The 22,917-nt window shown below is 73.2% G+C and carries 23 protein-coding genes; 11 read left to right on the top strand and 12 right to left on the bottom strand.

Annotated elements, in window-relative coordinates; genetic code table 11:
* Positions 1–93: 93 nt before the first annotated feature.
* Entirely contained in the window at positions 94–447 is a 354-nt protein-coding gene (locus AB0D46_RS33305) for an LPXTG cell wall anchor domain-containing protein (protein WP_362883057.1), read from the bottom strand.
* Positions 448–554: 107 nt separating this feature from the next.
* Here AB0D46_RS33305 and AB0D46_RS33300 point away from each other — a divergent pair, with 107 nt between their 5' ends.
* The 3 genes from AB0D46_RS33300 to AB0D46_RS33290 all read left to right on the top strand — a co-directional run bounded on the left by AB0D46_RS33300 (position 555) and on the right by AB0D46_RS33290 (position 3,424).
* Positions 555–896: a hypothetical protein gene (locus tag AB0D46_RS33300; RefSeq protein ID WP_362883056.1), complete on the top strand. Its 342-nt coding sequence runs from the start codon at positions 555–557 to the stop codon at positions 894–896.
* A gap of 159 nt (positions 897–1,055) precedes the next feature.
* Positions 1,056–2,300 (top strand): Ig-like domain-containing protein, encoded by a 1,245-nt coding sequence (locus AB0D46_RS33295; protein WP_362883061.1) that lies wholly within the window; start codon positions 1,056–1,058, stop codon positions 2,298–2,300.
* Positions 2,301–2,449: 149 nt separating this feature from the next.
* Positions 2,450–3,424 carry a GNAT family N-acetyltransferase gene (locus AB0D46_RS33290; protein ID WP_362883054.1) on the top strand — a complete coding sequence of 325 codons (975 nt, stop codon included), beginning with the start codon at positions 2,450–2,452 and terminating at the stop codon, positions 3,422–3,424.
* A gap of 39 nt (positions 3,425–3,463) precedes the next feature.
* On the opposite strand, the gene AB0D46_RS33285 is transcribed toward AB0D46_RS33290, so the two are convergent.
* Complete coding sequence (locus tag AB0D46_RS33285) at positions 3,464–4,405, bottom strand: helix-turn-helix transcriptional regulator (RefSeq protein ID WP_362883052.1); 942 nt, start codon at positions 4,403–4,405, stop codon at positions 3,464–3,466.
* Between the two features lie 204 nt (positions 4,406–4,609).
* On the opposite strand from AB0D46_RS33285, the gene AB0D46_RS33280 reads away from it, so the two are divergent.
* Together AB0D46_RS33280 and AB0D46_RS33275 are read left to right on the top strand one after the other, a co-directional pair.
* Positions 4,610–5,656 carry an NAD(P)-dependent alcohol dehydrogenase gene (locus tag AB0D46_RS33280; RefSeq protein WP_362883050.1) on the top strand — a complete coding sequence of 349 codons (1,047 nt, stop codon included), beginning with the start codon at positions 4,610–4,612 and terminating at the stop codon, positions 5,654–5,656.
* 160 nt (positions 5,657–5,816) lie between these two features.
* Positions 5,817–7,988 carry a sulfatase-like hydrolase/transferase gene (locus AB0D46_RS33275; RefSeq protein ID WP_362883048.1) on the top strand — a complete coding sequence of 724 codons (2,172 nt, stop codon included), beginning with the start codon at positions 5,817–5,819 and terminating at the stop codon, positions 7,986–7,988.
* 141 nt (positions 7,989–8,129) lie between these two features.
* Here the strand turns inward: AB0D46_RS33275 and msrA are convergent, their stop codons facing one another.
* The 5 genes from msrA to AB0D46_RS33250 all read right to left on the bottom strand — a co-directional run bounded on the left by msrA (position 8,130) and on the right by AB0D46_RS33250 (position 14,148).
* Complete coding sequence (msrA, locus tag AB0D46_RS33270; RefSeq protein WP_362883046.1) at positions 8,130–8,825, bottom strand: peptide-methionine (S)-S-oxide reductase MsrA; 696 nt, start codon at positions 8,823–8,825, stop codon at positions 8,130–8,132.
* A gap of 91 nt (positions 8,826–8,916) precedes the next feature.
* Positions 8,917–10,083, bottom strand: coding sequence for a hypothetical protein (locus AB0D46_RS33265; RefSeq protein ID WP_362883045.1), 1,167 nt, complete (start codon positions 10,081–10,083; stop codon positions 8,917–8,919).
* Positions 10,080–11,678, bottom strand: coding sequence for a M48 family metallopeptidase (locus tag AB0D46_RS33260; RefSeq protein ID WP_362883043.1), 1,599 nt, complete (start codon positions 11,676–11,678; stop codon positions 10,080–10,082). Before AB0D46_RS33260 ends, AB0D46_RS33265 begins: the two co-directional genes overlap by 4 nt.
* 94 nt (positions 11,679–11,772) lie before the next feature.
* Positions 11,773–12,804, bottom strand: coding sequence for a hypothetical protein (locus AB0D46_RS33255; protein ID WP_362883041.1), 1,032 nt, complete (start codon positions 12,802–12,804; stop codon positions 11,773–11,775).
* Positions 12,805–13,029: 225 nt separating this feature from the next.
* Entirely contained in the window at positions 13,030–14,148 is a 1,119-nt protein-coding gene (locus AB0D46_RS33250) for a hypothetical protein (RefSeq protein WP_362883040.1), read from the bottom strand.
* A 148-nt stretch (positions 14,149–14,296) separates the two neighbouring features.
* Between AB0D46_RS33250 and AB0D46_RS33245 the strand changes: the two genes are divergently transcribed.
* Positions 14,297–15,454 carry a cystathionine gamma-synthase gene (locus tag AB0D46_RS33245; RefSeq protein WP_362883038.1) on the top strand — a complete coding sequence of 386 codons (1,158 nt, stop codon included), beginning with the start codon at positions 14,297–14,299 and terminating at the stop codon, positions 15,452–15,454.
* A gap of 50 nt (positions 15,455–15,504) precedes the next feature.
* Here the strand turns inward: AB0D46_RS33245 and AB0D46_RS33240 are convergent, their stop codons facing one another.
* From AB0D46_RS33240 to AB0D46_RS33230, 3 genes are all read right to left on the bottom strand, one after another.
* A complete protein-coding gene (locus tag AB0D46_RS33240; RefSeq protein WP_362883037.1) occupies positions 15,505–15,756 on the bottom strand; it encodes a hypothetical protein in 252 nt (83 codons plus the stop codon).
* Entirely contained in the window at positions 15,753–16,229 is a 477-nt protein-coding gene (locus AB0D46_RS33235; RefSeq protein ID WP_362883035.1) for a sigma factor-like helix-turn-helix DNA-binding protein, read from the bottom strand. Before AB0D46_RS33235 ends, AB0D46_RS33240 begins: the two co-directional genes overlap by 4 nt.
* A gap of 71 nt (positions 16,230–16,300) precedes the next feature.
* A complete protein-coding gene (locus tag AB0D46_RS33230; RefSeq protein WP_362883033.1) occupies positions 16,301–16,822 on the bottom strand; it encodes a MarR family transcriptional regulator in 522 nt (173 codons plus the stop codon).
* A 247-nt stretch (positions 16,823–17,069) separates the two neighbouring features.
* On the opposite strand from AB0D46_RS33230, the gene ilvA reads away from it, so the two are divergent.
* From ilvA to AB0D46_RS33215, 3 genes are all read left to right on the top strand, one after another.
* Positions 17,070–18,302 carry a threonine ammonia-lyase gene (gene ilvA / locus AB0D46_RS33225; RefSeq protein WP_362883031.1) on the top strand — a complete coding sequence of 411 codons (1,233 nt, stop codon included), beginning with the start codon at positions 17,070–17,072 and terminating at the stop codon, positions 18,300–18,302.
* 176 nt (positions 18,303–18,478) lie between these two features.
* Positions 18,479–19,510, top strand: a complete 1,032-nt coding sequence (locus AB0D46_RS33220; RefSeq protein WP_362883029.1) for an ATP-binding cassette domain-containing protein — start codon at positions 18,479–18,481, stop codon at positions 19,508–19,510.
* The gene (locus AB0D46_RS33215; protein WP_362883028.1) at positions 19,507–20,382 is read left to right on the top strand and encodes an ABC transporter permease; all 876 of its coding nucleotides are present in this window, start codon (positions 19,507–19,509) and stop codon (positions 20,380–20,382) included. The genes AB0D46_RS33220 and AB0D46_RS33215 overlap by 4 nt, the downstream gene beginning before the upstream one ends.
* Before the next feature lie 79 nt (positions 20,383–20,461).
* On the opposite strand, the gene greA is transcribed toward AB0D46_RS33215, so the two are convergent.
* Positions 20,462–20,959 carry a transcription elongation factor GreA gene (gene greA / locus AB0D46_RS33210; protein ID WP_362883026.1) on the bottom strand — a complete coding sequence of 166 codons (498 nt, stop codon included), beginning with the start codon at positions 20,957–20,959 and terminating at the stop codon, positions 20,462–20,464.
* A gap of 175 nt (positions 20,960–21,134) precedes the next feature.
* On the bottom strand, positions 21,135–21,551 hold the full coding sequence (locus AB0D46_RS33205) for a DUF4307 domain-containing protein (RefSeq protein ID WP_362883025.1): 417 nt from the start codon (positions 21,549–21,551) through the stop codon (positions 21,135–21,137).
* Positions 21,552–21,658: 107 nt separating this feature from the next.
* Between AB0D46_RS33205 and mca the strand changes: the two genes are divergently transcribed.
* Both mca and AB0D46_RS33195 read left to right on the top strand, forming a co-directional pair.
* Positions 21,659–22,540: a mycothiol conjugate amidase Mca gene (gene mca, locus AB0D46_RS33200; RefSeq protein ID WP_362883023.1), complete on the top strand. Its 882-nt coding sequence runs from the start codon at positions 21,659–21,661 to the stop codon at positions 22,538–22,540.
* Between the two features lie 2 nt (positions 22,541–22,542).
* Entirely contained in the window at positions 22,543–22,788 is a 246-nt protein-coding gene (locus tag AB0D46_RS33195) for a hypothetical protein (RefSeq protein ID WP_362883021.1), read from the top strand.
* The last annotated feature ends 129 nt before the right edge of the window (positions 22,789–22,917 follow it).

Here is a 22,917-nt window from a genome sequence, read left to right as displayed (position 1 = left end):
CGTCATCGACTGGCGCGCCCCCGCGGCCGCGCCGTTCTACCGGTCCACGCCCAAGCCCCGGGGCCCGGCCCCTTCCCGTTCCGTCCGACGCGGCTACCGGGTGCGGGAGCGGCGTACGGAGAAGGTCACGAACCCGGCGCCCAGACCCAGGCAGAGGGTGCCGCCCAGGACGTACGGGGTGGTGTCCGTACTGCCGGTGTCGGCCAGCGTGAGGGTGACCGTGGCGGTCCGGTCCCCGGAGTCGGCGTCGTCGGACGGGCCGGACCCGGAGGCGTCGTCCCCCGCGGGGACGCCGCCCACGGCGCCGGTGTTGGCGGCGGCGGGGCCGCCGGAAGAACCCGCCGTGTTCCGGTCCGGAGCGGTGGCGTTCGCCGAGGGAACGAACCAGAGGACGGCGAGGAGGGTGGTCGCTCCGAGAGCGGTGAGTAGCGGTCGACGTGCGGACACGGTGCGATCCCCCTTGTGGCAGCAGCGAATTGGCCGTGTGCGCCGATGCTAGTGAAGAGGGCGGGTCGTGGGAAAGTCGAGGCTGTCGCGGGCTTACTCTCCGTCGTATGAACCCTTCTGAGACATCACGATACGTACGACTTCGGGTGGATTTGGTGCTCGAAGTCTCCGACTCCGACGCACTGATCGGCGCCGCGCTGGGCCACATCAAGGCGGACGAGTTCATGCCGGACGAGGAGCGCGGCCACGCCGAGGCGGCCGTCCGGCAGGACGAATCCGAGGCGCTGGCCTACCTGGTGGACCCGACGGACCTGGTCGCGGAACTGCCCGGAATCGAGCTGGCACAGGCGTCCTGGAGCAGTGAACCGGTCGAATACGACCCCGAGTCCCTGGAGTGGGACCTCGACGAGGAAGATGGGGACTTCGAGGAAGAGGCGGACAACGCCTGACCGTGGGGTTGCACACATTCGAACGGAGTGTGGAACCGATCCGCGTTGTTAACGCGTTGTCAGGACGAGCAGGGGGTGATGCCCCCTGCCCGGCCCAATCCCGGGAATGCAGCCTCGGGGTTTCCGGCAACGATGGAGTGACGTGTGAGGACGTACAGCATGCGGCGGAAAAGGTCCCTGGTGGCCGTATCCGCCGTGCTCGGCGGCGTACTGATGCTCTCGGCCTGCAACGACGGGGGTACCGAGAAGCCTCAGGGCAGCGCGGAAACGGGCAAGGCGCAGGCGGACGTGGACGCGGCGGCGGCCAAGGACGCTTCCAAGGCGAAGATAGAGATCACGCCCAAGGACGGCTCCACCAACATAGCCCTGAACGACGCGGCGACCGTCACCGTCAGTGACGGCAAGCTCACCCAGGTCGAGTTGAAGAGCTCCGAGGGCGCCGTGGTGGCGGGCAAGATAGCCGCCGACGGCAAGACCTGGAAGCCCGACGCCGCACTCAAGCGCTCCACGAAGTACGCGCTGGCGGCCACGGCGAAGGACGAGGCGGGGCGCGAGGCGCACGAGAACGCCTCGTTCACCACCCTCTCCCCGGAGAACAGCTTCGTCGGCTCGTTCGTCCCGGACGAGGGCCAGACGGTCGGCGTGGGCATGCCGGTCTCGATCACCTTCAACAAGGCGATCAAGGACCAGAAGGCCGTCCAGGCGGCGATCACGGTCAGCTCCAGCAGCGGCCAGGAGGTCGTCGGTCACTGGTTCGGCAACCAGCGCCTGGACTTCCGCCCGGAGGAGTACTGGAAGGCGAACTCCACGGTCACCCTGAAGCTCGCGCTCCAGGGCGTGCAGGGCGCGCCCGGCATCCAGGGCGTGCAGAACAAGACCGTGACCTTCAAGGTCGGCCGGAGCCAGGTCTCCACCGTCGACGTGACGGCCAAGACGATGACGGTCACCCGGGACGGCGCGGTCCTCAAGACCATCCCGATCTCGGCGGGCTCCCCGGACAACCCCACGTACAACGGTCAGATGGTGATCTCCGAGAAGTTCAAGGAGACCCGGATGGACGGCGCCACCGTCGGCTTCAAGGGCAATGACGGCAAGGGCGAGTACGACATCAAGGACGTCCCGCACGCGATGCGGCTGTCCACCTCCGGCACGTTCATCCACGGCAACTACTGGGGCGCCGACTCGATCTTCGGGAAGGTGAACACCAGTCACGGCTGTGTCGGTCTGAACGACGCCAAGGGTGCGAACGACCCGGACCAGCCCGGCGCGTGGTTCTTCGACAACTCGCTGATCGGCGACGTCGTCACCGTGAAGAACTCCCCGGACAAGACCATCAAGCCGGAGAACGGTCTCAACGGCTGGAACATGAACTGGGCGGAGTGGAAGGCCGGCTCGGCCGCCTGACATCCCGTGTGAGCGCCGCCGACGGCGCCGCGCGTCCGACCCGCGAACGGCGGGGAGCCCGTGAGGGGCTCCCCGCCGTTCGCGCGTCCGCGCCGGTCGCGGCGGTGGCCGGTCCGCGTGACGGGGACGGCACGGCCTAGGGTCGGGGCATGACGAAGATCGAGACGCTGACCGTGCCCCCGACCGACGCCGAGGTGGACACCTGGTGGGCGGTGCAGGTCTCCGCGCACGCGACCGACACCGCCGCGCTGCCCGACGTACCCGCCCCCACCCGGGCGGAGACGGCCGGGCGGCTGCGCGTCCCGTCCGGGCGGGGCCGGTTCGCGCACTGGGCGCAGGCCGACGGCGAGGGCCACGCCGCCCTGCTGCTGTTCACCGAGGAGGGCAACACCCACACCGCGTTCCTCGACGAGCTGACCGTGCGCCCCGACTCCCGCCGCCGGGGCGTGGGCAGCGCCCTGTGGGAGCGGGTGCGCGCCGAGCTGATCGACCAGGGCCGTACCTCGGTGTCCACCGTCGCCGACACGGGCGGGCCCGCCCAGGCCTTCCTGGAGGCCGCCGGCTTCGTCAACGTGCTGCCGATGGCCTGGTACGTACAGGAACTCGGGCAGGACCCGGCGGCCGAGGCCGACCCCGACGTCTCCGGGTACGAGCTGCTCACCTGGGCCGGCCTGGTCCCCGACGCCTGGGCCCCGGCCGCCGCCGCGGCCCACGGGGCGATGGAGGACGCGCCCTCCGGCGACGGCGACGAGCGGTTCACCGCCTGGACGCCCGAGCGGGTGCACGCCGCGCAGCGGCTCGTCCTGGACCGCGGGGGGAAGCTGCTGATGGTCGCTGCCGTCACCGCCGCCGGGGAGATCGCCGCGTACACGGTGCTCGTGCTCCCGGATCCGGACGGGACGCGCGCCCTCCAGTACGACACCGTCGTCGTCCCCGCCCACCGGGGCCGCGGTCTGGGCCGCGCCGTCAAACTGCGGATGCGGGCCGAGGCGGCCGTACGGTACCCCGCGCTGCGCCGGATCGGGACGACCGTCGCCGACGAGAACACCCCGATGCTGGCCGTGAACGAGGCCCTCGGCTACCGGCGCGAGCGCGGCGCGGCCGTCTTCCGGCTGACGCTCTGACCCCTGACGGACGGGCCCCGCACGGCGCGGGCCCGTCCGTCAGGCGGGCTCCTCCGTGCGCGCCGTCCCCGACCCGGGGGCGGGCCGGGCGGACCGGGTCGGCGCGGCCGGCGCCGCCGGCGTGGGCTCGTGGGCCGGCGCCGACCAGGACGACAGCAGCCGCAGCGCGTCCGCCGACGGGGATCCCGGCACCGCGTGGTAGGTCACCAGGAACTGCGCCGGGTCGTCGGGCAGCGCCAGCGTCTCGAACGGCAGCACCAGCTCGCCCACCACCGGGTGCCGCAGCCGCTTCACCCCGTGCGTCTTCTTGTCCGCCACCGTGTGCGCCGCCCACAGCCTGCGGAACTCCTCGCTCTTCACGGACAGCTCCCCGACCAGCACGGACAACTGCTCGTCGTCCGGGTACTGGCCCGCGTAGATGCGCAGGTTGCTCACGACCTCGCAGGCCCGGCACTCCCACTCCGCGTACAGCTCGGACGTCGCCGGGTCGAGGAACACCAACCGGACCAGGTTCCGCTCCGCCGGGGGCAGCGCCCCGAAGTCGCCGAAGACGGCCGCGGCCAGCCGGTTCCAGCCGATGACGTCCTGCCGCCGCCCCACCAGGTACGCCGGTACGCCCTCCATCGCCTCCATCAGGCTCCGCAGCTCCGGGCGGACCTGCTGCGGGCGCCGCGAGCGGCTCCGGCCGCGGGCACGGGGGCGCGCCAGGTGCGTCAGGTGGTCCGACTCCGTACCGTCGAGCCGCAGCGCCCGCGCGATGGCGTCCAGCACCTCCGCCGACACGTTCTGCCCGTGCCCCTGCTCCAGCCGCGTGTAGTACGCCACCGACACCCCGGCCAGCTGCGCCAGCTCCTCGCGGCGCAGCCCCGGAACCCGCCGGTGCCGGCCGTAGTCGGGCAGGCCGACGTCCTCGGGGCGCAGCCGGGCGCGGCGGCTGCGCAGGAACTCGCCCAGTTCGGCTCGCTGATCAAGCTGGTCCATACCGCCAGTATCCCCGGGCGGGACACCGGACGGCGCGACGAGCCTGACCCCGCCAAGGGTAGGTTCGCCAGTCCTAGGCACGGCAGGGGGCTGGGTGGGCGGCCCGGACGGGGGCAGGGTGGAAGTACCGCAGTACGGACGTCGTACCCCGACGTCACCCCCACGACGTCACAGCCCGGCGTCCTCGTCAGAGGAGATCACCCCATGTCCGTCACCCAGGTCCCCGCCTACGCCGCCCCCGCCGCGAAGGCCCCGCTGGAGCGCACCACCGTCCCGCGCCGCCCGGTCGGCGAGCACGACGTCCTCATCGACATCAAGTACGCCGGCATCTGCCACTCGGACATCCACCAGGCCAACGACGGCTGGGGCGAGGGCATCTTCCCGATGGTCCCGGGCCACGAGATCGCCGGCATCGTCACCGAGGTCGGTTCCGGCGTGACGAAGTTCGCCGTCGGCGACCGGGTGGGCGTGGGCTGCTTCGTGGACTCCTGCCGGGAGTGCGAGTACTGCCTGCGCGGCCAGGAGCAGTACTGCGTCAAGGGCATGACCGGCACCTACAACGCCGTCGACAAGAAGGGCGAGCCCACCTACGGCGGCTACTCGACCCACATCGTCGTCGACGAGAACTACACCCTGCGCATCCCCGACGGCGTCGAGCTGGACGTCGCCGCGCCGCTGCTGTGCGCGGGCATCACCCTGTACTCGCCGCTGCGGCACTGGCAGGCGGGCCCCGGCAAGAAGATCGCGATCGTCGGCCTCGGCGGGCTCGGCCACATGGGCGTGAAGATCGCCGCCGCCCTCGGCGCGGAGGTCACCGTCCTGTCGCAGAGCCTGCGCAAGAAGGAGGACGGCCTGAAGCTGGGCGCCGCCCACTACTACGCGACGAGCGACCCGAGCACCTTCGAGGAGCTGGCCGGCACCTTCGACCTGATCGTGTCCACCGTCTCCGCGCCGCTCGGGCTCGACCGCTACCTGGCCCTGCTGAAGGTCGACGGGGCGCTGGTGAACGTCGGCGCGCCGGAGGAGCCGGTCGAGCTGAACCTGTTCTCCGTCATCGGCGGCCGCAAGACCCTCGCCGGTTCGATGATCGGCGGCATCCCCGAGACCCAGGAGATGCTCGACTTCTGCGCCGAGCACGGTCTGGGCGCCGAGATCGAGGTCATCTCGGCGGACCGGATCAACGAGGCGTACGAGCGGGTGCTGTCCAGCGACGTGCGCTACCGCTTCGTGATCGACACGGCGACGATCTGAGGCGCGAGGCCGCGTGACGCGTGACGTGTGCGGGGGAGCGGGGTCCGGGCGGTCGGGCCCGGACCCCGTGTCACACGCTTTTCACGTCCCGTGCATGGCTTCGGCGGGGTCCGGCTGTCGATGATCTCCTCACCGACCCGTCGCCGCCGAGGAGTTCACGATGCCCAGCCGCCGCCACTTCATCGCCGGATCCGCGGCGGCGGTCGGGCTCGCCGCACTGCCCCAACTGCCCGCCGCGGCCGCGGAGCCGGTCGCCCCGGCCGTGCCCGGGGGCGCTCCGAACCTCGTGGTGGTGCTGGCCGACGACCTCGGGTACGGCGACCTCTCCCCGTACGGCCAGAAGCTGATCGCCACCCCGCGCATCGGGCAACTCGCCGCGGAGGGGCTGCGATTCACCGACGCGTACGCGGCCGCCGCCGTCTGCGCGCCCTCCCGCGCCGCCCTGCTGACCGGACTGCACACCGGGCACGCCGCCGTCCGCGCCAACCCGGGCAGCGGCGGCCAGGCCGGCCTCGGCGCCGGGGACACCACCTTCGCGGAAGTGCTGCGGGCGCGCGGCTACCGTACGGGCCTGTTCGGCAAATGGGGCTTCGGCCCGGAGACCGCCGACCAGCCGAGCCACCCGCTGGCGCGCGGCTTCGAGCAGTTCTACGGCTACATCGACCACGGTCACGCCCACCAGTACTACCCGTCGTACCTGTGGCGCGACGGCGTCAAGGAGCCGGTCGCGGCGGGCACCTTCGCCCCCGACGCCATCGCCGCGCGCGCCCTCGACTTCATCGACGCGCACGCGGCCGGGCCCGATCCCTTCCTGCTCCTCCTCACCCCGAACCTGCCGCACGCGCCCAGCGAGGTCCCGGACCTCGGCGCGTACGCCGCGAAGCCCTGGAGCAAGGCCAACAAGGCGCACGCCGCGCAGATCGGCCTCCTCGACGCGCAGGTCGGAGCCGTGATCGACCGGCTCCGGGCGCGCGGGATCGCGGACCGCACGGTCGTCCTGGTCGCCTCCGACAACGGCCCCCACGAGGAGGGCGGCGTGGACCCCGACCTGTTCGACGCCAACGGCCCGCTGCGCGGCTACAAGCGCAACCTGTACGAGGGCGGCGTCCGGGTCCCCCTGATCGCCTGGGGCCCCGGCCGGATCGCGACGGGCACCACCAGCGCCCGCCCCACCCCGCTGCACGACCTGCTGCCCACCCTCGCCGACCTGGCGGGCGCCCCGGCGCCCACGGACATCGACGGCCTCTCCGCGGCCCCCGTCCTCGCCGGCACGCCGGCCCTGGCGCCGATCCACTCCCACCTGTACTGGTACCGGGACGAGCAGGGCGTCACCTCCCGGGCCGACGCGCAGGACGGCGGCCGGGCCAAGCGGGTCGCCGAGGCCATCCGCAAGGACCGCTGGAAGGGAGTCCGGTTCGCCCCCGGGCGGGACCGCGACGCCCCCGACGCCCAGTGGCAGTTCGAGCTGTACGACCTGACGGCCGACCTCGGCGAGCAGCGCGACGTGGCGGCGGCGAACCCGTCGGTGGTCGCCTCCCTGACGACGTTGCTGCGCGCGTCCTGGGCGCCGACCCGTCCGCGCCGGGCCTGGGGCCTGACGGCCGTCCCGGACGCGGACGGCGCCACCGTCACGACCCGGCTCGCGAACGGCGCCGCCCGGGCCTGGCCGGACGCCCGGGTCGCGCTGACCGTCCCGGCGGGCTGGACGGCGACCCCGACCGGCCCGGTGACGGCCGCCTCGCTGGCCCCGGGGCAGACCCTGACCACGGTGTGGACGGTGACCGGGCCCGCGGCGGCGTCCGCCCTGCTGACGGCCTCCGCGACCACGTCCGCGTACCGCTTCTCGGTGCCCGTCCGCTTCACCCCGCTGCCCGCCCCGCCCACCAAGGACGGGTACCTCAGCGACCTGCCGTGGGTGTCCGCCGCCAACGGTTGGGGCCCCGTCGAGGTGGACCGGTCCAACGGGCGCAAGGAGGCGGGCGACGGCACCCCGATCGCGTTCGGCGGGGTGACGTACGCCAAGGGGCTCGGCGTGCACGCCCCGTCGGAGGTCGTCTACCACCTGGGCGGGCGCGCGGCCCGCTTCACGGCGCTGGTCGGCATCGACGACTTCTCGAAGCAGCAGTCGGCGGCCGGCGCGACCCGGGCGGTGGTCCGCGCCGACGGCCGCACCCTGCTGACCACGGGCACCCTCACGGGAGCGAGCGGCCCCACCGCGATCGACCTGGACGTCACCGGGGTGCGCCTGCTCCACCTGGTGGTGGAGGACGCCAACGGCAACTCCGCCTTCGACCACACCTCGTGGGCCCGCGCGCACGTCACCGTGCGCTGACCCCGTCCGGAGCGGCGGGCCGGGTGTGCGACCCGCTCGCCCCGGCCGGGCGGCGCGGCGCCGACGACCGCCGAGGCCGTCAGCTCGATCCGGATGCCCCCACGGGCCCCGCAGGACCCGGCACGGGCGGTACGCGGACCGTCAGGCGTCCGGGGACGGGGACGGGGACGGGGACGACGGGGCCGCGGCCACGCCGATCGGGCAGGAGACGCCCGTGCCGCCGATGCCGCAGTAGCCGCCCGGGTTCTTGTCGAGGTACTGCTGGTGCTCCGGTTCCGCGGGCCAGAAGGGGCGCTCCGCGGCGGGCAGGACGGCCGTGGTGATCCCGCCGTGTCCCGACGCGGTGAGGACGCGCTGGTAGCCGGCGAGGGAAGCCTCGGCCGCGGCCTGCTGGGCGGGGGAGTGGGTGTAGATCGACGAGCGGTACTGGGTGCCGACGTCGTTGCCCTGGCGGAAGCCCTGGGTCGGGTCGTGGGACTCCCAGAACAGCTTCAGGAGGGTCTCGTAGGAGACGAGCGCCGGGTCGAAGACCACGCGGACGACCTCGGTGTGCCCGGTCAGGCCGGAGCAGACCTCCTCGTACGCGGGGTTCTCGGTGAAGCCGCCCTGGTAGCCGGCCAGGGTGGTCCACACCCCGGGGGTCTGCCAGAACTTGCGCTCCGCGCCCCAGAAACAACCGAGGCCGAAGTCGGCCGTTTCGAGGTGGGCGGGGTACGGGCCGGTCAGGGGGTTGCCGAGGACGGTGTGGCGCTCCGGCAGGGCGAACAGCGGGTGCGCGCGGCCCTTCAGGGCCTCCTCGCGGGTGGGCAGCTCGGGCGTGCGGCGGTACGAGAACATGGATTCCCTCCTTGTGGTCCTGACAACGGTCGGGGGCGGGCCGGGATTCCCCGACCCGCCCCCGGCGTGCGGCGTACGACGTGCGATCCGCTCAGTCCTCGTCCTCCAGCAGGGTCACCCGCACCGCCCAGTCGCGGGCGTACAGGTAGCGCTGCTTCGGGTTGCCCGCGTAGTACCAGGGCATCGCGCCGATGTGGCCGTCGATGTGCCGGAACTGCTCGACGGCCTCCGCGTCCCGGTCCTGCCAGAACAGCAGGTACGCCAGCAGGTGGCGCAGCTCGACCGCGCGGGTGTCGGCCGGGTCGGCCGCCGCGAGGTCGACGAGGGCCTCGTCGACGGCGGTGCGCACCTCGGGCCCCGTGAAGAAGTCCTCCGCCGCGAGGTCGTCCTCGTAGTTCTCCTGTTCGACGTAGGCGATCAGGGGCAGCATCGACAGCAGCTCGCCGGGGGCCGCGCCGGCGGCCGCCTTCCGGGCGAAGGCGAGGGACGCCTCGTGCGAGCCGCGCCACTTGCGGGCCCAGTACTGCATGGCGTTGGTGTGGGCGCTCAGCAGCTTCGGGGCGCGCGCGACGATCTCGGCCCACAGCCGCTCGTACCGCTCGTGCGGGTACATCAACCCCAGCGCGACGGCCTGTTCGACCAGGTACGGGACCGGGTCGGCCGGGTCCGCCAGCTCCTGCGCCTCGTGGACGGCGGCCTGCGCCGTGCCCAGCAGCTGGTGGAACAGGTCGAACTGTTCCGAGGAGGTGTGGCGGGCCCACGCGGAGCCCCGCACCTCCCAGGCGACGAGGACGGCGTTGTCGGCGTGGACGGTGGCCGCCGCCGGGTCCCCGGGCCGGGCCGCGCGCCAGGCCGTCAGCCAGGCGTCGTCCTCGACGGCCGCCTCGGCGAGGGCGCGGACCCGGCGCCAACGCAGCTCCCAGTCGGCGCCGGCGCCTTCGAGCCAGGCCGCCCCCGCCTCCCAGTCCCCGGACCGGACGGCGGCCAGGGCGGCCGTCCGCTCGGCCGGCACGGGCGCGGCGTTCTCGGTGTCCAGCCGGTCCTCCGGTACGAAGCCCAGGGCGACGACAGCGGCCGCCGTCCCGGCCTTGCCGTCGGCCTTGAGGGTTTCGGTGCGGGCGCGCAGTTCCGCGCCGGCCGACTCCAGGCCCTCGATCCGCTCGGTCAGTCCGCGGGCCTTGCGGATGAGGTGGAAGCCGCGGGCGACGTAGAGGGCGCCGGCGAGGAGCAGGGTGCCCAGGACGAGGAGGATGATCACGGGGCGAGCACCAGCTTCCGCAGCGGTTCGGTGTCGCACGGGTCGGCGACGGCCGCGTCCAGGGCGGCCTTGAGACGGTCCTCGAAGTCGCCGGCCGGGTAGGCCAGGCCGGCCGAGTCGGACCAGGACAGCTGCCAGCGGGCGGTGCCGCGGGCCGTGAGTTCGGTGGTGACGAGCTGGTTCAGGATCCGGCGGAAGGCCGGGCGGGCGAACTCGCGGGCCGCGCGACCGGTGGCGGCGGCCGCCTGCTCCGAGGTCGGGAACCGCTCGGCGAGCCGCCACCGCAACTGCGGGTCGGCGTCGACGGCGTCCAGCAGCGGCGCGAGGCCGTCACCGGCGCCCTCGGCGGCCACGGCCTCGCGGATCTCCCCCGAGCCCTGGCCGACGTACAGGGTCATGCTCTCGTGCACGAGGTCCGGCCAGTCCAGCCGCTTGAGGCCGAGGGCCTCCGGGCTGAGGACGACGGGCTCCAGGGCGGCCATGGCCGCGTCCGCGTCGGACAGCAGCTCCAGCGACGGGCGGGCGGCCTGACCGGCGCGGCCGTCGTCGGGCAGGGCCTCGATGCGGGCCACCCGCTCGGCGAGCGCGGGGTGCGAGTCGTACGGGGAGGTGGGCTCGGTCGACAGCTCGGCGCGCAGCTCGTCCAGCTGCGCGGAGCGGGCGTCCAGGAGCCGGCGGAAGCCGCCGAAGACCTGCCCGGGCAGCGGCAGCAGTCCGGCGTTGACGCCGAGGGTGGCGTAGGAGCCCATGTAGAAGTCGTGGGCGTCGCCGAGGGCGTTCAGCTCGCGCAGCGCGGAGGCGGTGGCGTCGCGGCCCGCGACGCGTACGGCGGCCAGGTCGGCGGCCAGCTCCTGACGGCGGGCGCCGGAGAGGGTGGCCCGCATGTAGAACTTGGCGTACGCGGTGTAGATCCGGGCCATGGCGCGGTAGGTCAGGCCCTCGCCGGTGGTGTCGACCTCCTTGGCCTTCTTGCCCTTGGCGGTCCGCTTCTCGGCGCGCTTCTCCTGCTTGGCGCGTTCCTTGGCCACCTTGGTGTCGGCGCGGTCGTGGAAGTGGCCGATGGTGCGGATCAGCTGGGCGCGACCGCGGGCGATCAGCGGGGTGAGGCGGGTGTCGAGGTTGGCGTAGTGGCCCATCTCGTGGGCCAGGACGGAGCGCAGCTGCATCTCGTCCAGGCCGCTCATCAGGGGCAGGCCGAGGTAGAGCCGGCGGGTGCCGGGCAGCAGGCCCAGCATCCGGGACTCCTCGGCGACGGCCGCGTTGACCTCGTCGATCAGCAGGATCTCGTCGGGGGCGCGGGTGCCGACCTGAGCGGCGATCTCGCGGACGGCCTGCCACAGCACCGGTTCCCGCGCCTCGGTGACGGGGACGCCCGGCAGCGGGTCCGCCGTGGGGGTGCGGAGCATGAACATGCCGCGCACGATCGGGATCGCTAGGACCACCGAGACGATGACGAGCTTGCCCGCCAAGGCGCCGTGCAGCCAGGTCATGCCGGCCCAGTCGAGCAGGCCGAGGAGGCCGAGCAGGATCAGGCCGAGCAGGTAGAAGCCGGCGAGCAGGACGAGCGCGCGCAGCGCGCGAAGTGAAGCGCCCATAAGGACAGGTCCCCCCAGGGGATGGAGAAGTGGAGCGGGTGATGACGGGCGCGGGTGCCGTGGACGGCGCCCCGCCCCGGTGCGGCCGGTGCGGTCAGCCGCGGCGCGCGCCGTGGGCGGCGAGCCCCCGGGCCAGGTCGAAGGCCGCGACGGGACCGGCCCCGTCGGTGTTCCAGGGCGCGGCGCCGCAGTACGGGCCGATCGCGCGGAACTGGTCGAGCGCCGCCGCGTGCATGCGGGCCTCGCCCATGCGGTGCGCCAGCAGGTGGCGCAGCCGGGGCAGGCCCTCGTGGTCGGGTCGTACGGTGTCCAGCCGGCCCGCGATGTCGAGGAGCCGGCCCCGGTTCGCCTCGGAGCGGGCGGTACGGGCGGCGCGCGCGCCGCGCAGCTCGCCCAGCGCGTGCAGGTGGACCCCGGGCAGCAGGCTGCCCGCCGGGGCCTGGGCGGCGGCCCGCCCGGCGAACTCGATCATCAGCTCGTCGGAGCCGTGCCACTTGGCGCACCAGTACTGCATGGCCTGCCAGTGGGCGGCCGTGTGGTGGGGCGCGCGGAGCGTGAGGTTGCGCCACAGGTCGGCGAACTGGCTGTGCGTGTACGACAGCGCCCGCGCGGCCGTGATCATGACGACCCAGGGTCCGGGGTCCGCGGGGGCCAGGTCGGCGGCCCGCTGCGCGGCGGCCACGGCCGCGGGCAGTTGCGCGTGGAAGTCGCGCATGTCGGCGTCCGGCACCTCGCGGGCGACGGCCGAGCCGCGCACCGCCCACGCCCGGCTGACCAGCAGTCGGGCGTGGGCCGTGCCGGCGTCGCCGTCGGCGGGTTCGGCGGTGCGCCAGTCGGTGAGCCAGCGGTCGTCGGCTTCGGCGAGCCGGATCAGCAGCTCCAGCCGGGTCCAGCGCTCGTCCCAGTCCGTTCCGGCGGCCCGGACGTGGGCGGCGGCGGGCCGCCACTCGCCCTCCCGGGCGGCGGCGATGACGCGCCGGCGCTCGTCCGCACGCTCCGGGTCGGCCTCGGGGCCGGCGCCGCGCGGGTCGAGCAGCTCCCGGGGGGCGAGGCCGAAGGCGGCCGGGTCGAAGCGCGTACGGACCCAGCGGGTGGCGAGCGCGCGTGCGGCGCGATTGACGATCACGGCCGGAATCATGCGGCCTGATCATCACTTACGGCAACTTTATTGGCCAAGGCTGCGGGGTCGGGCGCGGGGAGCCGTCGCCTCCGACGGGACATATCCGCCGACGGCCGGAGAATCCGGCACCCGCGCCGGGCCGGGGCCGTTCTCGGGTGCCCGTGCCCGCCCCGTCCCCGCCCCGTCCCCGCGCCGCCCCGTCCCCGCGCCGCCCCGCGTACGCGCCCGGCGTCAGTGCGGCAGTGTCGCCGGGGACCCGCCGTTGGCCTCGTACCCCGCGACCGCCAGCGCCCGGTACACCGCGTACGTCGCCGCCGGGTCCGGGGCCGTCGACCAGGGCAGCGCGCCCACGTACCCGTCCACGTGCCGCACCTGCTCCATCGCCTCCGCCCAGCGCTCCATGTTCACCAGGAACACCAGCAGCAGGTGCCGTACGTGCGCCAGCATCGGGTCGTCCTGCCGCGCCGTGCGCACCGCGTACATCGCGCCCTCCACCGCCCGCGTCACGACCGCGCTGCGGTAGAAGCTCTGCACCAGGTTGACCTCGGGCAGGTGCTCGTACACCGCGAACAGCGGCAGCGCCGCCAGCAGCGAACCCTGCGGGGCGCGGGCGGCCGCCGCGTGCGCGAAGGCGTCGGCCTTCTCCCGCGAACCGTGCCACTTCTCGCACCAGTAGTGCAGGGCCGCCAGGTGCGCGCCCATGTGCTGCGGAGCCAGGTCGATGATCCGCGCCCACAGGACGTCGAAGTCCGCCTCCGAGTAACCCAGCGCCCGCGCCACCGCCAGCTCCGTGATGTACGGGACCGGGTCGCCCGGCGCCAGCAGCGTCGCCCGCCGGCACGCGTCGCGGGCCTCCTCCAGGATGATCCGGTGGTCGGTGGAGCCCACGCCGCCCGAGTGCCGCCACGCCTGCTGCACCAGCAGCTCCGCGTGCACCTGCGCGCCGCCCGCGTCCTTCTCGGCCTCCAGCCGCCACGCCTTCAGCCAGCGCGCCCCGGCCCCGGGCTCCCGTACGAGTTCCAGCGCCGCCGCGCCGCCGAAGGACTGCACCCGCTGCCAGCGCTGCTCGCCCTCCCTCGGGGTACCGGCGAGCAGGGCCGACGCGGCCTGCCAGTGGCCGCTGCGCTGGACGTTGCCCAGCGCGTCCATCAGGTCCTGGTCGGGCCCGGGCACCCGGATGTCCAGCTGCTCCTCGCGCACGAAGCCGTAGTCGGCGGGGTCGGCGGCGTCGGGGCTGCCGGGCGCCACCTGGCGGATGCCGCCGGCGAATCCACCCCGCTTGCGACGCACGTACGGCAGCACGACGGCCACGATCAGGACCAGGGCCATCAGGACCAAGAGAATCTCCATGCCGCCAAGCGAACCAGACGCACCCGGGCCAAGGCCAATGGTGTGGCTCCCCGTCCTCGTTCCAGGTCGGCGGGGCAGGTCAGCGGCCCGTCGCCGCCCCGTCAGGCCGGAAGAGGACCGGGGCCCGGACGGGGCATAGCATCTGCCCATGAGCGACGACAGCCACGAGCACCAGAGCTTCGAGACCCGTGCGATCCACGCGGGCAACACGGCGGACCCGCAGACCGGCGCGGTCGTACCCCCGATCTACCAGGTGTCCACGTACAAGCAGGACGGCGTGGGCGGTCTGCGCGGCGGCTACGAGTACAGCCGCAGCGCCAACCCCACCCGGACCGCGCTGGAGGAGAACCTCGCGGCGCTGGAGGGCGGCCGCCGCGGCCTCGCCTTCGCGTCCGGGCTCGCCGCCGAGGACTGCCTGCTGCGCACCCTGCTCGCGCCGGGCGACCACGTGGTCATCCCCAACGACGCCTACGGCGGCACCTTCCGCCTCTTCGCGAAGGTCGTCTCCCGCTGGGGCGTGGAGTGGTCGGTGGCCGACACCTCCGACCCGGCGTCCGTGCGCGCCGCCCTCACCCCGAAGACGAAGGTCATCTGGGTCGAGACCCCCTCCAACCCGCTGCTCGGCATCACCGACATCGCCGTCGTCGCCGACATCGCGCGCTCGGCCGGCGCCAAGCTGGTCGTCGACAACACCTTCGCCTCGCCCTACCTCCAGCAGCCGCTGGCGCTCGGCGCGGACGTGGTCGTGCACTCCCTGACGAAGTACATGGGCGGCCACTCCGACGTCGTCGGCGGCGCCCTGGTCGCCGCGGACGCGGCCCTCGGCGAGGAACTGGCCTACCACCAGAACGCGATGGGCGCGGTCGCCGGTCCCTTCGACTCCTGGATCGTGCTGCGCGGCATCAAGACGCTGGCCGTGCGCATGGACCGGCACGCGGAGAACGCCGCCAAGATCGTGGAGGTGCTCACGCGCCACCCGAAGGTCACCCAGGTCCTCTACCCGGGACTGCCCGAGCACCCGGGCCACGAGGTCGCCGCGAAGCAGATGCGCAACTTCGGCGGGATGATCTCCTTCCGCGTCGCCGGCGGCGAGGAGGAGGCCGTCGCGGTGTGCGGTCGCACCAAGATCTTCACGCTGGCCGAGTCGCTGGGCGGCGTCGAGTCCCTCATCGAGCACCCGGGCCGGATGACCCACGCCTCGGTGGCCGGCTCGGCCCTGGAGGTCCCGGCGGACCTGATCCGCCTCTCGGTCGGCATCGAGAACGCCGACGACCTCGTCGCGGACCTGACCCGCGCCCTCGGCTGAGACGGCCCGGTCCCGGCCCGAACGGCCACGATCCCCCCGCCCCCGGAGCGCTACCAGCCCTCCAGGGGCGGGGAGATGCCGCTCGGCGGCGTCACCCACGGCCGGGTCAGCGAGGCCCACACCGTGAAGGCCACCGCCGCCGCGAACAGCACCGTCCAGCCCAGCCGGCGCAGGGCCCGGCGGCGGCGCAGCAGGCGCCGGCCGTGCGCGGCGGCGTCCACCACGAGAGCGGCCGGCACCACCGGGTGCGGGCCCTCCATCAGCTTCCGGACCTGGTCCTCCTTGCGGTCGAGGGGACTCACGCGGCCCCCCGCCCCGACGCGGCACCCGGCTCCGGCCCGGAGCCCGCGCCGCGTCCCGACCCCGCCCGCATCGTGGCGACGGCCCGGTTGCACACGGCCTCGACCCGCTCGGGCGGCAGCCCCAGCTGCGCGGCCGTGACCTCCTCCGCGACGCCCTCGTAGACCCGCATGACCAGCACCAGCCGCTCCATCGGGCTCAGCCGCGCGAGCACCCCCGTACCGCCGGGATGGCGCCAGGACGTCCGGGCGTACGCCGCGCAGAGCTCCTGGCGGGTGTGGTCGTACGGGTCGTCACCGCGCAACCGGTTCCAGTGCGCGTACGTACGGGCCAGCGCCCCGGCGAGCAGCCGGCGCGCGGCCGTCGCCCCGGTCGGGGCCTCGGCCGTCAGCAGCACCGCGACGTGCAGGAGCCGCCCCGCCGCGCCCGCGACGAAGGCCTCGAACTCCGGGTCGCGCCCCGAACGCCGGTCCACAGGCCACATAGTGCGGCCGGTGCCACCACCCCGGTCAAGGGGTCGGACGGGCCGGGATCAGCGCGCCGCGCTCAGGAGGCCGGGCCGCCCTCGGAGGCGGCGGCCATCAGCTCCGACAGGGAGAGGTTGAAGCGGGTCAGCAGGGTCGTGAAGGACTCGCGCTCCTCCTCCGCCCAGTGCTCGGTCACCCGCGCCATCAGCTCGCGCCGCGAGGACCGCACCTCCTCCAGGCGGGCCAGCCCGCGCGCGGACAGCGCGAGGACCACGGCCCGACCGTCCTCGGGGTGCGAGGTCCGCTTGACGAGGCCGCTGTCGACGAGCGGGGCGACCTGCCGGGTGACCGTGGAGGAGTCGATGCCCATCCCGCCGGCCAGCGCCTTGACGCCCATCGGGCCTTCCAGGTCGAGCCGGTTCAGGAGCAGGTACGCGGCGCGGTCCATCGAGTTGCGCGCCTGGCCGACGCCGCCGAGGCGGGTCTGCTCGGCCCGGCGGGCGAACACCGCGACCTGGTGCTGGAGCGAGTCGAGGAGACCGGCTCCGGCGGGCGCTTCGGCCGCCGTGGGCAGGTCGGAACGGGCCGGGATGGAGGGCATGGCCGTGGGCTCTCTTCGCGTGGGGCCGACAAGGATGGGGGACAGAGTACGCGGCCGTGCGGCGGCCCGTACGCCGCGTACGAGAACTGGTGCGGCCCATCGGTCCGGTCGCCCGGGGGTCGTCCCGGATGGCGAGATCTCGCCCCTGCGCGCGTGGACTCCGGGGTCCGCCGGGGCGGGCCGGGCCGGTCGTCCACCCGTCGGTCGTCCCTGCGCCGTGACCTGCGGGGGCTGCGAGACTGGCGGTATGAACTACCGCGTGCCCCAGCCCGTCCCCCAGGTCATCCTCGACGACGTCCGGGGGGCCCAGAAGATGCTGTCGGGGGTTTCTCGGGTCACGCCGATGGAAGGCAGCCGGCACCTCTCCTCCCTCACCGGTTCCCCGGTCCACCTCAAGTGCGAGAACCTCCAGCGGACCGGCTCCTTCAAGCTGCGCGGCGCCTACGTGCGCATCGCCGGCCTGCGCCCCGAACAGCGGGCGGCCGGCGTGGTCGCGGCGAGCGCCGGCAACCACGCGCAGGGCGTGGCGCTGGCGTCCTCGCTCCTCGGGGTCCGCTCCACGGTGTTCATGCCGGTCGGGGCGCCGCTGCCCAAGGTGGCCGCGACCCAGGAGTACGGCGCCGAGGTCCGGCTGCACGGCGAGGTCGTCGACGAGACCCTCGCCGCCGCCCAGGAGTACGCGGACCGCACCGGCGCGGAGTTCATCCACCCCTTCGACCACCGCGACATCATCGCCGGCCAGGGCACGGTGGGCCTGGAGATCCTGGAGCAGTGCCCCGAGGTCCGGACGATCCTCGTCGGCATCGGCGGCGGCGGGCTCGCCGCGGGCATCGCCGTCGCGGTGAAGGCGCTGCGCCCGGACGTCAGGGTCATCGGCGTGCAGGCGGCGGGCGCGGCCGCCTACCCGCCCTCGCTGAAGGTCGGCCACCCGGTGTCGGTGGACAACCCGAGCACGATGGCGGACGGCATCAAGGTGGGCCGCCCCGGCGACGTCCCGTTCAAAATCATTGGCGAGCTGCTCGACGACGTGCGTACGGTCTCCGAGGACGCGCTCTCCAGCGCCCTGCTGCTGTGCATGGAGCGGGCGAAGCTGGTCGTCGAGCCGGCCGGGTGCAGCCCGGTGGCGGCGCTGCTGAGCGAGCCCGAACGGTACGGCGACGGCCCCGTGGTCGCCGTGCTGTCCGGAGGGAACGTCGACCCGCTGCTGCTCCAGCGGATCCTGCGGCACGGCATGGCCGCCGCGGGCCGCTACCTGTCGCTGCGGCTGCGGGTCACCGACCGTCCGGGCGCGCTGGCGGGCCTGCTCGGGGTACTGTCCGCGCTGGACGCGAACGTGCTGGACGTCAGCCACGTGCGCACCGACCCGCGGCTCGGGCTCACCGAGGTCGAGGTGGAACTCCACCTGGAGACCAAGGGGCCGAAGCACTGTGCGGAGGTGGCCCGTTCCCTGCACGGTGCGGGGTACGCGGTCATCGGCTGAGCGCGGGGGAGGAGCCGGCGGTGGTTCCGAGAAAAGCATGGCGGAACGCGATATAACGCGATAGCGTGACGGCCGTCGGGCGCTGCCCGTCCGACGCCACCTTGAATTTGTGCAGGAAAGTCCTGATTCTTCGGGCCCCGAAACCATCCGGCCCGAATCGCTCTGGGAGAATCCGTATGCCAGGCGCCATCTATGCCGAAGGACTCGTCAAGACCTTCGGCGACGTAAGGGCTCTGGACGGCGTGGACCTCGATGTCCCCGAAGGCACCGTGCTGGGGCTCCTCGGCCCCAACGGCGCGGGCAAGACCACCACCGTCCGTGTCCTGACCACCCTCCTCCAGCCCGACAGCGGCCGGGCCGTCGTCGCCGGGATCGACGTCCTCAAGCAGCCCAACGAAGTCCGCCGGGCCATCGGCCTGTCCGGCCAGTTCGCCGCCGTCGACGAGTACCTGACCGGCCGCGAGAACCTCAACATGGTGGGCCGGCTCTACCAGATGAAGGCGAAGGCCGCGAAGGCCCGGGCCGACGAACTGCTCGAACGCTTCAACCTCGCCGACGCCGCCGACCGCACCGCCAAGACCTACTCCGGCGGCATGCGCAGGCGACTCGACCTCGCCGCGGCCCTCGTCGTCAGCCCGCCCGTGATGTTCATGGACGAGCCGACCACCGGACTCGACCCGCGCAACCGCCAGCAACTGTGGGGGATCATCCAGGAGCTGGTCGCCGCCGGCACCACCCTGCTGCTCACCACGCAGTACCTGGAGGAGGCCGACCACCTCGCGCACGACATCTGTGTGGTGGACCACGGCAAGGTCATCGCCCGCGGCACCTCCGACCAGCTCAAGGCCCGTACGGGCGGCGAACGCGTCGAGGTCGTCGTCCACGACCGCGCCCACATCACCACCGCCCGCGAGGTCCTCGCGGGCTTCGGCAAGGGCGAGGCCACGGTCGAGGAGCACACCCGCAAGCTGACCGTGCCCGTCGCGGGCGGCGCCAAGCTGCTCGCCGAGGTCATCCGTGAACTCGACGGCCGCGGCATCGAGATCGACGACATCGGCCTGCGCCGCCCCACCCTCGACGACGTGTTCATCTCCCTGACCGGCCACGCGGCCGAACTGGCGGCGGAGGAGAACGGCGAGGCGCCCGCCACCGGCAAGGGCGACGCCCAGGGCAAGGGCCGCACGGCGCGTAAGGAGACGGCGAAGTGACCCTCACCTCCCCGACCCCGGGCACCTCCCCGGCCCCGGAGATCGCCGCACCCCGGCCGCGGGGCGGCATCGTCCAGGGGGTCAACGACTCCCTGGTGATCGCCAAGCGGAACCTCATCCGCATGTCCCGGATCCCCGAGATGATCATCTTCGGCGTGATCCAGCCGGTCATGTTCGTCGTGCTGTTCAGCTACGTGTTCGGCGGCTCCATCAGCGTCGGCGGCAGCACCTCCCCGTCGGACTACCGCGAGTTCCTGATGGCGGGCATCTTCGCCCAGACCGTCACCTTCGCCACGGCCGGCGCGGGCGCGGGCATCGCCGACGACATGCACAAGGGCCTGATCGACCGGTTCCGCTCGCTGCCCATGGCCCGCGGCGCGGTCCTCACCGGACGCACCCTCGCCGACCTCGTCCAGACCACGCTCACCCTCGTCGTCCTGGCGGTCGTGGCCCTGCTCGTCGGCTGGCGCACCCACACCAGCATCGGCGAGGTCCTCGGCGGCTTCGCCCTGCTGCTCCTGCTCGGCTACGCCTTCTCCTGGATCGGCGCCCTGATCGGCCTGTCGGTCCGCACCCCGGAGGCGGCCACCTCGGGCGGGCTGATCTGGCTCTTCCCGTTGACGTTCATCTCGAACGCCTTCGTCCCCTCCGACAACATGCCGACGTTCCTGCGGCACATCGCGGAGTGGAACCCATTCAGCGCCACCGTCCAGGCGTCCCGGGAACTCTTCGGCAACCTGCCGGAGGGCTACCCCGTCGCGGACGCCTGGCCGATGCAGCACCCCGTGTGGGCGTCGATCATCTGGTCGGTGCTGATCATCGTGGTCTTCCGCACCCTCGCGGTCCGCAAGTACCGCTCGGCCACCGTCTGAGACCCCCCCCGCACGTGCGGGAGCCCCCGTCCGGAGCGGTCCGGACGGGGGCTCCCGCGCGCGTGCGCGTAAGGAGGGATCAGCCGTTGAAGGGCTTGACGGCCAGGATCTTGACGGTCGCCTGCTTGCCGTTCGGCAGCTCGTACCGGGCGTCCTCGCCGATCTTCTTGCCGTTCACGCCGCTGCCCAGCGGGGACTGCGGGGAGTAGGTCTCGAAGTCCGACGACGCGTACTCGCGGGAGGCGAGGAGGAACTCCAGGGTGTCGTCCTCGTCGCCGTCGAAGGCGATCGTGATCAGGGTGCCGGGGGCGGCCACGCCGTCGGACGCGGGCGCGGTGCCGACCTTCGCCTTCTCCAGGAGCTGCGTGAGCTGACGCACCCGGAGCTCCTGCTTGCCCTGCTCCTCCTTGGCCGCGTGGTAACCGCCGTTCTCGCGCAGGTCGCCCTCCTCGCGGGCGGCGGCGATCTTCGTGGCGATCTCCGTGCGTGCGGGACCAGAGAGGTAGTCCAGCTCGGCCTTCAGCTGGTCATACGCCGCCTGCGTCAGCCAGGTGACGTTATCGCTCGTCTGGGTCACGGGTGCTCCTCGTCGGTACAGGGGAATGCGAAGCCGCCGGCGGCGGGCGAAACCACGAGCCTAACAATTCGGGAAGAAAAGGGGGAGGACACCCGGTGAGTGAAGTGTGTCATCGCGTTCCGGATACCCGCCGGGCAGCCGGTCCTGAAGGAGGCGTCGTTCGAGCGGTCCGGGGTCAGCCGACCGGGGACGCGGCGCTCTGACAGCCGACCAGTTCGACGGCGGTCGCACGCCCGGTCGTCCTCAGCGTGACGACCTCGTCCACGCGCGTGTCGCGCTGCGCGAACGTGAAGTCGGCGCGGCCGACCTCACCGTGCTGCTCGTCCTGGGAACTGAGGGTGCAGACACCGGTCACCGAGGCGTCCTTGCGGACCTCCAGGTGCACCTTGACCTCGGTGTCCGACAGGATCTGGAACTTGATCATCTCGCCGCTGACGCTCTGACCGCCGACGTAGTCCCAGCCGATCCAGCCGACCACGCCCAGCAGGACCACGCCCAGTACCGACCCGACCACCTTGAGCCTGCGGTCCGCACGCTCGTCCTCGGACCGGCCGTACCGGCCTTCGGGGAGCCCTTCGCGCACCGCGCTCATGATCGTTCCTCTCAGTGGGGAGGGTGAGGCACCCGTTGGAATTTTCCGACCCCCCGTTCGGTCACTATAGAAGCCGACCGTCGCGCCGAATCACAGAGGATCCCGCCTTGACCGAGCAGCTCCGACTGATGGCCGTCCACGCCCACCCCGACGACGAGTCGAGCAAGGGCGCGGCCACCATGGCCAAGTACGTCTCCGAGGGGGTGCCCGTCCTCGTCGTGACCTGCACCGGCGGCGAGCGCGGCTCCGTCCTGAACCCCAAGCTCCAGGGCGACAAGTACATCGAGGAGAACATCCACGAGGTGCGCGCCAAGGAGATGGACGAGGCCCGCGAGATCCTCGGCATCGACCAGGAATGGCTCGGCTACGTCGACTCCGGCCTTCCCGAGGGCGACCCGCTGCCGCCGCTGCCCGAGGGCTGCTTCGCCCTCGCGGACGTGGAGGAGGCCGCCGGCGAGCTGGTGAAGAAGATCCGCGCCTTCAAGCCGCAGGTCATCACCACCTACGACGAGAACGGTGGCTACCCGCACCCCGACCACATCATGACCCACAAGATCACGATGGTGGCCTTCGACGGCGCGGCCGACACCGAGAAGTTCCCGGAGGCCGAGTACGGCGTCGCCTACCAGCCGCAGAAGCTCTACTACAACCAGGGCTTCAACAAGCCGCGCACCGTCGCCCTCCACGAGGCGCTCCTCGCGCGCGGCCTGGAGTCGCCGTACGGGGAGTGGCTGGAGCGCTGGAAGGAGTTCGAGCGCACCGAGCGGACCCTGACCACGCACGTGCCCTGCGCGGACTTCTTCGAGATCCGTGACAAGGCCCTCATCGCGCACGCCACCCAGATCGACCCGGACGGCGGCTGGTTCCGCGTTCCGATGGAGCTCCAGCGGGAGGTCTGGCCCACCGAGGAGTACGAGCTGGCGAAGTCGCTCGTGGACACCTCCCTCCCCGAGTCCGACCTCTTCGCGGGCATCCGGGAGAATGCGTAGCTATGAGCGCTACGCAGTCAGCCCTGACCCAGCTCCTCCCCCTGGCCGGCGACACCTTCGACAAGAACAAGGTGACCCCCGGAATCCTGGGCTTCATCGTGTTCGCGGCCCTCGCCCTCGGCGTGTGGTTCCTGATGAAGTCGATGACCCGGCACATGGGGCGGGTGGACTTCCAGGAAGCCCCGGAGCCGGCCGCCGCGGGCCCGAAGGGCGCGCAGACGGCAGCCACCCCGGACAGCACCGGCTGACACCCCGCACGCGAACGCCGCCCCGCCCGGAGGACCGGTGGGGCGGCGCTTCCCCGGCGGGGTGACGCCGCTGGAGTCGTGCGTACGGGCCGGGGCGGGCCGGTGGGGGCCCGGCCCGCACGTGGGCGT

Source organism: Streptomyces sp. NPDC048383 (assembly GCF_040651775.1).
Classification (GTDB): domain Bacteria; phylum Actinomycetota; class Actinomycetes; order Streptomycetales; family Streptomycetaceae; genus Streptomyces.
Note: the sequence above shows the minus strand (reverse complement) of the source record. Positions and strands in the feature narration are given on the sequence as shown.

Coding starts and splice junctions, on each gene's coding strand:
- AB0D46_RS33230 (WP_362883033.1), bottom strand. CDS start 16,822: ATGCCCTCCATCCCGGCCCGTTCCGACCTGCCCACGGCGGCCGAAGCG.
- AB0D46_RS33250 (WP_362883040.1), bottom strand. CDS start 14,148: ATGGAGATTCTCTTGGTCCTGATGGCCCTGGTCCTGATCGTGGCCGTC.
- ilvA (WP_362883031.1), top strand. CDS start 17,070: ATGAACTACCGCGTGCCCCAGCCCGTCCCCCAGGTCATCCTCGACGAC.
- AB0D46_RS33245 (WP_362883038.1), top strand. CDS start 14,297: ATGAGCGACGACAGCCACGAGCACCAGAGCTTCGAGACCCGTGCGATC.
- msrA (WP_362883046.1), bottom strand. CDS start 8,825: ATGTTCTCGTACCGCCGCACGCCCGAGCTGCCCACCCGCGAGGAGGCC.
- AB0D46_RS33295 (WP_362883061.1), top strand. CDS start 1,056: ATGCGGCGGAAAAGGTCCCTGGTGGCCGTATCCGCCGTGCTCGGCGGC.
- AB0D46_RS33290 (WP_362883054.1), top strand. CDS start 2,450: ATGACGAAGATCGAGACGCTGACCGTGCCCCCGACCGACGCCGAGGTG.
- AB0D46_RS33280 (WP_362883050.1), top strand. CDS start 4,610: ATGTCCGTCACCCAGGTCCCCGCCTACGCCGCCCCCGCCGCGAAGGCC.
- AB0D46_RS33275 (WP_362883048.1), top strand. CDS start 5,817: ATGCCCAGCCGCCGCCACTTCATCGCCGGATCCGCGGCGGCGGTCGGG.
- AB0D46_RS33220 (WP_362883029.1), top strand. CDS start 18,479: ATGCCAGGCGCCATCTATGCCGAAGGACTCGTCAAGACCTTCGGCGAC.
- AB0D46_RS33285 (WP_362883052.1), bottom strand. CDS start 4,405: ATGGACCAGCTTGATCAGCGAGCCGAACTGGGCGAGTTCCTGCGCAGC.
- AB0D46_RS33205 (WP_362883025.1), bottom strand. CDS start 21,551: ATGAGCGCGGTGCGCGAAGGGCTCCCCGAAGGCCGGTACGGCCGGTCC.
- AB0D46_RS33195 (WP_362883021.1), top strand. CDS start 22,543: ATGAGCGCTACGCAGTCAGCCCTGACCCAGCTCCTCCCCCTGGCCGGC.
- AB0D46_RS33260 (WP_362883043.1), bottom strand. CDS start 11,678: ATGGGCGCTTCACTTCGCGCGCTGCGCGCGCTCGTCCTGCTCGCCGGC.
- AB0D46_RS33300 (WP_362883056.1), top strand. CDS start 555: ATGAACCCTTCTGAGACATCACGATACGTACGACTTCGGGTGGATTTG.